At 63.9% G+C, this 12067-nt stretch carries 9 protein-coding genes; 2 read left to right on the top strand and 7 right to left on the bottom strand.

What is annotated here, in order from left to right:
• Positions 1–9 precede the first annotated feature (9 nt).
• Both F0185_RS08775 and mutY read left to right on the top strand, forming a co-directional pair.
• Positions 10–1944 carry a dynamin family protein gene (locus F0185_RS08775; RefSeq protein ID WP_167223530.1) on the top strand — a complete coding sequence of 645 codons (1935 nt, stop codon included), beginning with the start codon at positions 10–12 and terminating at the stop codon, positions 1942–1944.
• Positions 1941–3035, top strand: a complete 1095-nt coding sequence (gene mutY, locus F0185_RS08770) for an A/G-specific adenine glycosylase (RefSeq protein ID WP_167223528.1) — start codon at positions 1941–1943, stop codon at positions 3033–3035. Before F0185_RS08775 ends, mutY begins: the two co-directional genes overlap by 4 nt.
• Before the next feature lie 67 nt (positions 3036–3102).
• Here the strand turns inward: mutY and F0185_RS08765 are convergent, their stop codons facing one another.
• From F0185_RS08765 to F0185_RS08735, 7 genes are read right to left on the bottom strand one after another with little or no spacing between them, the layout of a single operon-like run.
• On the bottom strand, positions 3103–3597 hold the full coding sequence (locus F0185_RS08765) for a DUF6368 family protein (protein WP_223164479.1): 495 nt from the start codon (positions 3595–3597) through the stop codon (positions 3103–3105).
• A gap of 7 nt (positions 3598–3604) precedes the next feature.
• A complete protein-coding gene (locus F0185_RS08760) occupies positions 3605–4741 on the bottom strand; it encodes a deoxyguanosinetriphosphate triphosphohydrolase (protein ID WP_167223524.1) in 1137 nt (378 codons plus the stop codon).
• A 1-nt stretch (position 4742) separates the two neighbouring features.
• A complete protein-coding gene (aroKB, locus tag F0185_RS08755; RefSeq protein ID WP_167223523.1) occupies positions 4743–6389 on the bottom strand; it encodes a bifunctional shikimate kinase/3-dehydroquinate synthase AroKB in 1647 nt (548 codons plus the stop codon).
• 29 nt (positions 6390–6418) lie between these two features.
• Entirely contained in the window at positions 6419–8614 is a 2196-nt protein-coding gene (locus F0185_RS08750; RefSeq protein ID WP_167223521.1) for an Ig-like domain-containing protein, read from the bottom strand.
• Positions 8615–8643: 29 nt separating this feature from the next.
• Positions 8644–10851 carry a type IV pilus secretin PilQ gene (locus F0185_RS08745; protein ID WP_370663991.1) on the bottom strand — a complete coding sequence of 736 codons (2208 nt, stop codon included), beginning with the start codon at positions 10849–10851 and terminating at the stop codon, positions 8644–8646.
• On the bottom strand, positions 10848–11387 hold the full coding sequence (locus F0185_RS08740; RefSeq protein ID WP_166897485.1) for a pilus assembly protein PilP: 540 nt from the start codon (positions 11385–11387) through the stop codon (positions 10848–10850). The genes F0185_RS08745 and F0185_RS08740 overlap by 4 nt, the downstream gene beginning before the upstream one ends.
• Complete coding sequence (locus tag F0185_RS08735) at positions 11384–12064, bottom strand: type IV pilus inner membrane component PilO (protein ID WP_167223519.1); 681 nt, start codon at positions 12062–12064, stop codon at positions 11384–11386. The genes F0185_RS08740 and F0185_RS08735 overlap by 4 nt, the downstream gene beginning before the upstream one ends.
• Positions 12065–12067: the final 3 nt, after the last annotated feature.

Here is a 12067-nt window from a genome sequence, read left to right as displayed (position 1 = left end):
GTGAGCATAATGGTGCAAGATTTTGAGCAGTACAGCGCGTGGCGCCAGGACGTGGCGATGGCGCTGGAAAAGTATCAAGGGTGGGTCACTGCGGCTGAACTGACCGACGCGGCAACCGAGCAGCGCATCGCGCGCGCGCTGGCGCGCCTGGCCGACGACCGGCTGTCGGTGGCCTTCGTGGCGGAGTTCTCGCGCGGCAAATCCGAATTGATCAACGCGATTTTCTTTGCCGATTACGGCCAGCGCATCCTGCCCTCGGCGGCCGGGCGCACAACCATGTGCCCGACCGAGCTGATGTACGACCCGGCGTTCCCGCCTTGCATCCGCCTGTTGCCGATCGAAACGCGCGCCAGCAACCTGTCGACCAGCGATTACCGCGACGATCCGGCCGCCTGGACCGTGCTGCCGCTGGCGCTCGACGCCGGCGAGGAAATGCACGAGACCTTCAAGCAGGTCAGCATGACCAAGCATGTCAAGGTCGAGGAAGCGAAGCGCTACGGCCTGTTCGACGAGACCGATCCGGACGTCGCCGCCACGCTCGACGACAACGGCATGATCGAAATTTCGCTGTGGCGCCACGCGATCATCAACTTCCCTCACCCGCTTCTCAAGCAAGGCCTGGTCATCCTCGACACGCCTGGCCTGAACGCGATCGGCACCGAGCCGGAACTGACCCTGAACCTGATTCCGAACGCGCACGCGGTGCTGTTCATCCTGGCCGCCGAAACCGGCGTGACCAAGAGCGACATCGAAGTCTGGCGCACGCACATCGGCGCCGGCGCCGGGCGCATCGTGGTCATGAACAAGATCGACGCGATGTGGGATGAGCTCAAGACCGAGGAGGAAAACGACGCCGAGATCGAGCGCCAGCAAACCACCGTGGCGCACATGCTGGCGTTGGAGCCGCGCCAGGTGTTCCCGGTGTCGGCCCAAAAAGCCCTGGTCGGCAAGATCAACGGCGACATGGCCTTGCTGGAAAAGAGCCGCCTCGGCGCGCTCGAAGCGGCCCTGTTCAACGAACTCATTCCGGCCAAGCAGGACATCATCCGCAAGCAGCTCTCGGACGACCTGAACGCGGTGGTCGGCACCCAGCAGGCGACCATCGGCGCGCGCATCCGCGACATCGTCGAGCAGCTGCAGGAACTCAAAAGCCTGCGCGGCAAGAACCAGGGCGTGATCGCCCACATGATGCGCAGGGTCGAAGTCGAGAAGAAGGAATTCGACGGCAGCCTGTTCAAGCTGCAGGGCACGCGCGCGGTGTTCGCGCGCCTGTCGACGGAGCTCTACACCACGCTCGGCATGGACATCGTGCATAAAGAAATCGCCGCCGTGCGCGAAGCGATGGCGGCATCGCGCTTCGTCACCACCGGCATCCGTGGCCCGGTCAAGCACTTTTTCGACCAGGCGCGCGCCAATCTCGACATCTCGAACCGCAAGATCGCCGAGATCAGCGAGATGATGGAAATGATGTACCGGAAATTCGCCGCCGAACATGGCCTGAGCCTGGCGGTCCCGATGACGCTGTCGCTCGACAAGTACCGCAAGGAGATCGACGCCATCGAAGAGGTGTACGTCAAGCAGTTCGGTACCACCACCCTGTTAATTACCAGCCGCGACGCCGTCATCGAGCGCTTTTTCGATTCGATCGCCTCGCGCGTGCGGCGCAGCTACCGCGCCGCCAACGCCGACGTCGAAGCATGGCTGAAGGTGATCATGTCGCCGCTGGAAGCGCAGATCCGCCAGCACAAGGACCAGCTCAAGCACCGCCTGGCGTCGATCCAGCGCATCCACGACGCCACCGACAGCCTGGAAACGAAGATCGAATCGTTCGAAGCGAGCCAGTTCGCGCTGGAAAAGGTCAAGGGACGCCTGAACGACTTGGCGGGCAACGTGGACGCGGCCATGCAGCGCACCACCGCGCAATCATTCGAAGCGGCTGCGTGAAAAGACTGACCGAGTTCGGGCAGCTGGAAGACCCCTCGTTTTCCGCTGCCGTCATCGACTGGCAGAAGTCGCACGGACGCCACGCCCTGCCGTGGCAAAACACGCGCGACGCTTACCGCATCTGGCTCTCCGAGATCATGTTGCAGCAAACGCAGGTGGCCGCGGTGCTGGCCTACTATGCACGCTTCCTGGAACGCTTCCCCACCCTGCACGACCTGGCTGCGGCGCCGTCGGAAGACGTAATGGCGCAGTGGAGCGGCCTTGGCTACTACACGCGGGCGCGCAACCTGCACGCCTGCGCCAAGAGGGTGGTCGACGAATATGGCGGCGTGTTCCCGAGCGAGCCGGCGCTGCTGGCCGACTTGCCGGGCATCGGGCGCTCGACGGCGGCGGCCATTTCCGCGTTCTCCAGCGGCACGCGCGCCGCCATTTTGGACGGCAACGTCAAACGCGTGTTCGCGCGCGTGTTCGGCATCGATGAATTCCCGGGCGTGAAGGCGGTCGAAGATGGCTTGTGGCGGCGCGCGCAAGCGCTGCTGCCGCTTGACGGCATCGAAGCGTACACGCAAGGCTTGATGGACCTGGGCGCCACCCTGTGCACGCGCAGTAAACCCGATTGCGCGCGCTGCCCGCTCCAGGACCGCTGCGTGGCCTACGCCACCGGCCGCACGGCGGAACTGCCGGTGCGCAAACCGAAAAAGACCATCCCCGAAAAACAGGCTGCCCTGCTGGTCGTGATCGAGGGCGGCCAGGTGCTGCTCGAACAGCGCGCGCAGACGGGCATCTGGGGCGGGCTGATGTCGCTGCCCGAGGTGGACGGCCATGCCGTGCGCGGCGCGCTGGCCATCGACGCGGTGGCGCCGCTGGCCGGCGCTTTCGGTGAAGTGGAAGCGATTTCCGCGCTGCTGCCGCTGGTGCATGTGTTCACGCACTACCGCCTGCACATCGCGCCGTTCCAGGCGACCTTGTCGCGGCGTGCCGACCTGGCTGCGCCCTATCTCTGGTGGGACCTGGCGCGCATCGACAGCGCGCCGCTGCCGGCGCCGGTCAAGAAGCTGCTGCTGGAGCTGACCGCACCATCCCTGTTCTGACTCGCTGCTGCCGCCTTGCGCATCTTGAAACGCAGACCGCCAGGTCTGTCAGCACAAGCGCAACACCTTACTTCACCATGCGAAATGCCTGACACCTCATCCATGCTGCAAGTGCAGTCGGGTCGAGTAGCGTCGCGTGGGCTTCCCATCCCGATGCGGTGTCATAAGGAAGCGCATGTGCGTTCCCGGGAAGGCCGGCCGGAAGATCCGGCTCTCCGCCCATATCGACATATCCGGAAAGACGCCCGGCCAACCACAGGGCCAGCTCGGCCAGAATACGATGGTCTTCGTCCCCGTTGCACATGGCGGCAAACCCGATTCCCTGGGCAGGATACCATCCGGTCAATGCTGCGATCGCGTCGGCCGTCCCGGCATCGATGGATTCCGAAAAAAGGATGAAAGGCCTGCCCTCCCCGGCGTAGCTGCCATGAATGGGACGCGTGTCCTTTACTGTAAAGTGCTCGCCATCGCGTGCATGTGCGACAAGCGCAATGAGCTCGCTCACGACGTGCTCCGCGCTGACAGCGTTTGAATGAAGAACCGAACAAGTTGGGCCAGCCATAGGTGTTCTACAGATCGTCGAGCGAGAAAATGCGCCGGTGTTCGCGGATCGCGTAGCGGTCGGTCATGCCGGCGATGTAGTCGGCGATCTTGCGCGCCTGGCGCGTGACATCCCCGCCAGCCAGCTGATAATCGGGCGGCAGCAAGACCGGTTCGGCCATGAAGGCGTCGAACAGTTCGCGCACGATGCGGCTCGCTTTCACGCGCATCCGGTTGACCTTGAAATGGCGGTACAGATTGGCGCGCAGGAAGCGCTTGAGTTCCGTCGCATCCTTGCGCATCGGGTCGGAAAAGCGGATCAGCGGGCCGCTGGCGCGCACCGCCTCCAGGTTGGCGGGCGCCGCTTCGGCCAGCAGCACGCTGGACGTTTCGATCAGGTCGTCGGCCAGCACGGTGATCAGGCGGCGCAAGGTTTCGTAGATGGCGCGCCGGCCCGACAAGCCCGGATAGGCCTTTTGCACATCGTGCCAGCGGCGCGCGAAAAAGTCGACTTCCTCCAGCTGCGCGATGGTGATCAGCCCTGAGCGCAAGCCATCGTCGATATCGTGGCTGTTGTAGGCGATTTCGTCGGCCAGGTTGGTCAACTGCGCTTCCAGCGAGGGCTCGGTGCGGTCGATGAAGCGCTGCGCCACGGGGCCGAGCAGTTTGGCGTTGGCCAGCGAGCAGTGCTTGAGGATGCCCTCGCGCGTATCGAACATCAGGTTCAGGCCGTCGAAGGCGCCGTAGTGCTCTTCGAGTTCGTCGACCACGCGCAGGCTTTGCAGGTTGTGTTCAAACCCGCCATGGTCTTTCATGCATTCGTTGAGCACATCCTGGCCCACGTGGCCGAACGGCGTGTGGCCCAGGTCGTGCGCCAGCGCAAGCGCTTCGACCAGGTCTTCGTTCAGGCGCAGGTTGCGCGCCATGGAGCGGCCGACCTGCGCCACTTCCAGGCTGTGCGTCAGGCGCGTGCGGAACATGTCGCCCTCGTGATTGAGGAAGACCTGGGTCTTGTATTCGAGCCGGCGGAAGGCCGAGCAGTGGATGATGCGGTCGCGGTCGCGCTGGAACTGGCTGCGCGACGCATGCGACGTTTCGGGATGGCGCCGGCCGCGCGCCGTCTCCGAATGCACGGCGTACGGGGCGAGGTGGGCGTCCGGGTTCATGTCAGCCGACGCAGGCGGCCAGGGTGGCCAGCAGTTGCTCGCGCGGGGCGCTGGTGATGTTCGGGCTGCCCAAAGGCTTCATCAGGATGAACTTGATGGCGCCGCCTTCGTTTTTCTTGTCCACTTCCATCAGTTCGAGCCAGCGCTCGGTGCCGAGGTCCGGCGCCACGGTCGGCAGGCCGGCGGCGCCGACCAGCGCGCGCATGCGCGCCACGGTGGCCGCGTCGACCAGCCCCAGCCGGTGCGACAGGTCGGCCGCCATGACCATGCCGCAACCGACCGCTTCGCCGTGCAGCCAGGCGCCGTAGCCCATGCCCGCTTCGATCGCGTGCCCAAAAGTGTGGCCGAAATTGAGGATGGCGCGCAGGCCGCCCTCGCGTTCATCCTGGCGCACCACCTCGGCCTTGATTTCGCAGGAGCGCGAAATGGCGTGCGCCAGCGCGTGCTGGTCACGCGCCATCAGCTTGCCGATGTTCGCTTCGATCCAGTCGAAAAACGCGGCGTCGATGATGGCGCCATGCTTGATCACTTCGGCCAGGCCCGCCGACAGTTCGCGCGGGGCCAGGGTGTCGAGCGAGGCGGTATCGGCCAGCACGGCGCGCGGCTGGTAAAAGGCGCCGATCATGTTCTTGCCCAGCGGGTGGTTGATGCCGGTCTTGCCGCCGACCGAGGAGTCGACCTGCGAGAGCAAGGTGGTCGGCATCTGCACGAACGGCACGCCGCGCATGTAACTGGCGGCGGCATACCCGGTCAGGTCGCCGATCACGCCGCCGCCCAGGGCCACCATGGTGGTCTTGCGGTCGCACTTGTGCTCGAGCAGGGCGTCGAAGATGGTCATCAGGCTGTCCCAGCTCTTGAACTGTTCGCCGTCGGGCAGGATGATTTCGAGCACATCGCGCCCGCAGGCGCGCAGCGGCGCGGCCACGCGCTCGAGGTACAGCGGGGCCACGGTGGTGTTGGTCACGATGGCGACCTTGCGCCCGGCGATATGACGCTCGAGCAGGGCCGGGTCGGACAGCACGCCGGCGCCGATGGTGATCGGGTAACTGCGTTCGCCCAGGTCGACGTTGAGGAAGATCCGGGATGGTTCGGTGTTCGCTTGTTGCGATGCTGCTGCGTTCGATGGTGGCATATGAGACCCGCGCGCTGTTCTCGCGGCGGCTGGGCCGAGCGCGGACAGTTGCGTCAGAATTGTTTGGACCATCGATTGTACGTTAGGTCGGCCCGTGTCGATCACCAGGTCGGCAATCTCGCGGTACAGCGGCTCGCGCTGGGCCGTCAATTCTTCGAGTTTCTTGCGGGGGTCGGCCGTTTGCAGCAAGGGCCGGCTTTTGTCGTGGGTGGTGCGCAGCATGATGCTGTTGACGCTGGCGCGCAGGTAAACCACGCGGCCACGTTGTTTCAGATAGGCACGGCTGGCGGGGTCGAGCACGGCCCCGCCGCCGGTGGCGAGGACGAGCCCGTCCTGCGCCGTCAGGTCACGGATGACCTCAGCCTCACGGCGACGAAAACTCGCCTCGCCTTCGATTTCGAAAATCCACGGGATGGTCGCGCCCGTGCGGGCCTCGATCTCGTGGTCGGAATCGACAAAGCGTTTACCAAGCTTCCTGGCGAGAATACGGCCGATGGTGGTTTTTCCCGCCCCCATAAGCCCTACCAGGAAGATATTCTCCGACTTCAAGGAGCTGCCGAACCCGACTTAAAGCCTTTCGCGTACGACTTGCCGCGTGGCGTCGTGGTCTTGATGGAGAACTCGCCACCGGCACAGCTCGCTTCTGCCTTGATGTTGACCCAGTGCTCGGTGCCGCCCAGGCGGTTGGTCGAGCCAACCAGGTTCGGCGAGACGCTTTGCGGCACGACCTTGTCCGAATCGCCGGCGCTGACCGTGGTGCCGTTCGGCAGCGGGTTGTTATTGACGTCGACGATGCGGAAGAACAGAACCTGGTTCGAGCAACTAGGACCGCTCAGGCCAGCAACGATATCGACCGGGCCATCGGCCGCGGTCCAGTCGCGCAGGCTGCCGTCTGGCTTGAGGTACTGGCGGATGAAGGTCGGCTCATCGCCGCTGAAGACGATTTCGGCCTCGCGCCAGATGTAATTCAAGCCCCACTGCTGGTTACCCGCGGCGCTGTAGGCGCTGCGATTGTAAGGGAACGGCAGATCGCCCTTGGCGCTATTGTATTCCCTGACGGTTTTACCAATCCTGACGAGCGTGTTGCCACCTGGATTGCCGCGGATGACTGTCTCCTCGCCGGTATTGAGGAATGGATCGCCCTGGTCGCCGAAGGTTTCGCCGGTGGTCAGCGTGCAGCTGTCGACCAGCGGACGGTACGGAGTCGGGTCGGACGGATTGGCAAGGATCGGCTTTGCGCAGCTGTACAAGCCATCGCCATTGGTATCGAGAAAGTCTTCAATACCCTGGACGTAGGCCAGGACGGTCACGCGCCCGTTGACGGGACGGAAAGCCTGGCTCTTGAGCTCGACCGTGCAACCGCCGCCCTTGGTTTTGCAACCGCCTTCGTCAGGCGTGGCGATCGCGCCGCCTTCGGTGACGAAATTGACAGCGGTGTTGTCGGAAATCGGATTGCCGTATTGGTCGGCCATCAGCACGGTGACCTTGGAGATCGCGGAATCGTAGTTCAGGCCGTCGATATTGTAGCTGTCGGCGCTGAGCGACATCGATTTCTGGATCGGGAGGCCGGTCGACACGATCAGGCTGTCGGACAGGCCGCTGATGGTGGTGCCGTTGCGCGTCGCCTGGGCAACCACGCGCACTGGCGTCGGGATCGTGCCCGAGGCGACGGTGGTGGTGACAGCGCCGGTGGCGTCGGAAGTGGCCTTGGCCGGTTGCACGATCAGGCCGCCGGTGGTGGTGGTCGCGGTGAAGGTCACGTCCACGCCAGGCAAGCCGATACTGTTCTGGTCGAGCACGCGGAAGGTCAGGATGGCCGATTCCTTGCGGCCCAGGCCGCCGGAGCCGCGCAGGACGATCGAGCTGCCCACCAAGTCCGAACCGACGAACTGGATGGTGCCGATATTGGCCTTGCCCACATTGATGTTGATTGTCTGGTTGAAATTGCCAAGCGACACGGTGATGGTGTCGGTCACGCGCAGGCAACCCTTGTTGGTGTAGGTGACCGACTGCACGCCCTTGTCCAGCGCGCCCAGCACCAGGCTGGCGGTGCCGTCGTTACTGCACAGGGAATTGATGGTCAGGCCGGGGGCGGTGGTCGCCGCCACGTTGCCGGTGGTAATAGGAATCTGCAGCAGGGCGGTGCCGAAGGCCGGCAGGATCGCGCCGTCCTTGCGTTCCGGCACGAAGTCGATCTTGCCGAGCGTCAGTGGGGCGGCGCCGACGGCCAGGTTGATCCCGCCACTGACCGCTTTGCCGCTGGCAACGGCGGTAGCGGCGATATTGACAGCGCCGGCCGAGGTGACGCTGGCCGGCTTGACGGTAATGACCGCCACGCCCGAGGCGTCGGTCAGTGCCGAGCCCGACACTGGCGTGAATTGCAGCAAGGTCTCATCGGTGGCGAATTTCACCACCTCGTTCGCGGCGGCGTTGCCCTTGGCGTCGAGCACGGTGACTTTCACCTGGCCCGCCTGGCCACCCGACAGGGTGGTGATCGCGGTGCCGCCGGCGTCGACCAGTTGCACGGTCATTTTCGGCTCCGCCGGCACCACTGGCGTGGTCGGCGTACCTGGGTTGGTACCCGGGGTCGGAGTCGGGGTGGTGGTGCCGGGCGTGACCGAGCTCGTTCCGCCGGGATTGCCTCCGCCGCCGCCGCAGGCCGCCAGGGCCGTGGCCACGGAGACGCAGGTCAGCAAGCGGACCGGATTGGCAAAAGCGCGTTGTAAATAAGTGGGCAGCATGTTAATTCCTGATTAAATGTATTCGGGTGTTAGCGCGTCGACAGGCGATCTGCGACGATTTTCGGGGTGATGAAGACCAGCAGTTCGGTCTTGGTGCTGTTGCGCGCGGTGGTCTTGAACAGATTGCCCACGACCGGCAGGTCGCCCAGGAACGGCACCTTGGTCACGTTATTGGTTTCAGCTTGCTGGTAGATACCGCCCAGCACGACCGTACCGCCGTTTTCGACCATCACCTTGGTTTGCACGTGCTGGGTGTTGATCGCAAAGCCGGCGCGCGTTTCATCGCCCTTGGTATCCTTGTTGACGTTCACTTCCAGCACGACGTTGCCGTCAGGCGTGATCTGCGGGGTCACTTCGAGGCGCAGGTTGGCTTTTTTCCACTCGATCGAGGTGGCGCCGCTGCTGGTCGATTTTTCGTACGGCAGTTCGATACCCTGCTCGATCACGGCCACGTTCTTGTCTTCGGTGACCACGCGCGGGCTGGAAATGATCTTGCCCTTGCCGTCCGCTTCCAGCGCCGACAGTTCCAGGTTCAGGAAGCGGTTCGAGGCGGCCGAGAACAGGCTGGCGGCCAGCGAAGCGGCCGGGTTGCCGGCGATGCCGGCCGCAGGCAGGTTCAGCATGGTGGTATTGGTGTAGCCATCGCCCTTGTCCGGGGTCTGGCCGGTGACCTGGCCAATGCCGACCAGGTTGCCGCCGATAGCGACGCGCTCGTTGCCACGGTAAGCGTAGCCGGAATTGCCGCCGCGCAGGGTGCGCAAGTCGGCAAAGCCGATCTTGGCGCCCAGGTTGCGGGAAAAGCCGTCATTGGCTTCGACCAGGCGCGCTTCGATCAGCACTTGCTTGGAAGGGACGTCGGTTTTCTGGATCAGCTTGCGCAAGTCTTCCAGTTTCGAGGCAATATCGGTAATGAACAACTGGTTGGTGCGCGGATCGATCACGGCGCTGCCGCGTTTCGACAGCACGCGCGAGCGGTTGTCGCTGCCCTCTTCCTTTTGCGAGCCGTCGGCACTGATGCCGAACACGGTGCGGAAGGCTTCGGCCTTCTGGTAGTTGAGCTGGAAGATTTCCGACTTGAGCGGCTCGAGATCGGCGATCTGGGCGCGCTGTTCGAGTTCCAGCTTTTCCTTGGTCAGCAGTTCATCCTTGGGCGCGATCCACAACACCGAACCGTTCTTGCGCATGTCCAGGCCCTTGGCTTGCAGCACCACGTCGAGCGCCTGGTCCCATGGCACTTCTTTCAGGCGCAAGGTCAGGTTGCCGCTGACCGAATCGCTGGTGATGATGTTCAGGCCCGAGATGTCGGCAATCGCTTGCAGCGCGGCGCGCACTTCCACGTTCTGGAAGTTGAACGAGATTTTCTCGCCGCGGTAACCCTGGGTGCCCTGGGTCAGCTTGTTGGTGTCTTCCTTGATCGGCTTGACGTCGATCACCAGCTGGGTATCGCTCTGGTACACGGTCTGTTCCCACAGGCCGCGCGCTTCGACCGTCATGCGCACATTGTCGCCCTGGGTCACAGTGGTGATCTGCGAAACCGGGGTGCCGAAATCGGTCACGTCCAGGCGCCGGCGCAAGGTTTCCGGCAAGCCGGTTTTCATGAAATCGACCACCACGGTGTTGCCGACCTGGCGTACATCGACCGCGACCTGGCTGTTCGGCAGGTCGACCACGACCCGGCCTTCGCCGTTGGCGCCGCGGCGGAAATCGAGGTCGCGCAAGACCTGGCGCCTGGCGCCCTGCGGCGCCGGCAGCGGGGCCGAGGAGGACGAGACGCCGTTCAGGACCGGCTGGCCGGCGCTGTCGACGGCCTGGGCCACGCCGCCGGAACCGTCGATGGTGACGATGATCGACTTGCCATCGATGGCGGTGGCGTAGTTGAGCGGACGCTTGAGATTGAGCACGAGGCGCGTGCGGGCGCCGGCCTGGACCACGTTAATGCCGCGCACGTCGGCCAGGTTCACGTCCTGGGCCGTCTTGCCGGTGGCATTGACCGTGGCGCCGAAATCGAGGGCGATGCGGGTCGGATTGGTGATCGAAAAACCGATCGGCAGCTTGGTCGGGGCGTTTTTCATCGCCACGTTCACCACCACGTTCGAGCCCTGCTGGTTGGCCGTGATCGATTCGATCGCGTTCTCTTGCGCCATGGCGCTGTTGGCGCCGAAGGCCAGAGCCAATAATGCGCCCATGCGGATCACCGTGCCCATCAGCGCGGTGCCATTCATTCTCAGTGCGATCATTTCTTCTCCTTACTTTCCTGCAACTCTAGCTTGGTGGGACGTTCGATCCATTCGCCGCCGGCATCCTGGACCGTTTCCTTGATACTGATTGCTTCATCGCTCACGCCGGTGATGATGCCGAAATTCTGGCCCACCCGGTCGCCTGGCTTGACGTGGTACATGGTCTTGTCGATCTGTACCAGCGCGTACATGACGCCTTTCGATTTCATGCTGCCCACCATTGACATGGTATCGAGCGGGAATGCCTCGAGCACTTCCTTGGGCCGGTTGTCATCCGGCTTGAGCGGGTTGTTGGCGTTCGAGGAGCGGGCCAGCTCGGCCAGCAGCTTGTTCGGGTCGTAAGGATCGATCTGGCCGACGGTGCTGTAGGCGAACGGCACGAAGGTGGTCGGCTCGGTCAGCGGTGGCACGTCGACCTTGGTTTCCTTCTTGGTCTGCTCCATCCACTGGTTCACTTCCTGGACGTCGCTGTCGCCGCAACCGGCCAGCAGGCCGGCGCCGATCAGCAGCGCGAGGCAATGGCGTTTGATGATCATTTGGCTGCCCCTTTGCCGGCCGCGGCCTGCTTGTCGCGGTCCGAGCGGATCTTGCGCTGCGCATTGGCTTCTTCGGGGTCGAGGTAGCGGAAGGTCTTGGCGACCGCTTCGAGCACCAGGCCGCCATCCTTGTTGGCCGACAGCGACATATTATTAAGCGTGACGATGCGCGGCAGGTTGGCCATGTCGCTGGCGAAGGCGCCAATGTCGTGGTAAGACCCGGTCACGCGGATATCGATCGGCAGTTCGGCGTAGTAATCGCGCACCACCACCTGGCCCGGCTTGAACAGGTCGAACGACAGGCCGCGGCCGACGCCGGCCTGGTTGATGTCCGACAGCAGGGCCGCCATTTCCGCCTTGCTCGGCAATTGCTTCTGCAGGCGCTCGACGTACTGGTCGACCTGGGCTTTCTGGGCGATCAGGGCCTCGAGGTTGATGGCCTGGGCGATCTTGGTCTTGTACTCGGCCTGCAAGGTCAATTCTTTGGCGGCGAGCGCGTCATATTCTTCGAACTGGGTGCTCCAGTAGAGGAAATGGCCGCCCGTGATGACGGCCGCCATGACGGCGATACCGCACAGGATGCGCGGCGCGAGCGGCCACTGTCCCGGCGGGCGGTCGCCCAGGTTCTGGAACTGGGAGCTGAGCGAGCCACCCATCGATTTCAAGTCTTTAGTCATTCT

The organism is Massilia rubra (assembly GCF_011682065.1).
Classification (GTDB): Bacteria; Pseudomonadota; Gammaproteobacteria; order Burkholderiales; family Burkholderiaceae_D; genus Telluria_A; species Telluria_A rubra.
This window is presented reverse-complemented; position numbering and strand designations above follow the sequence as displayed.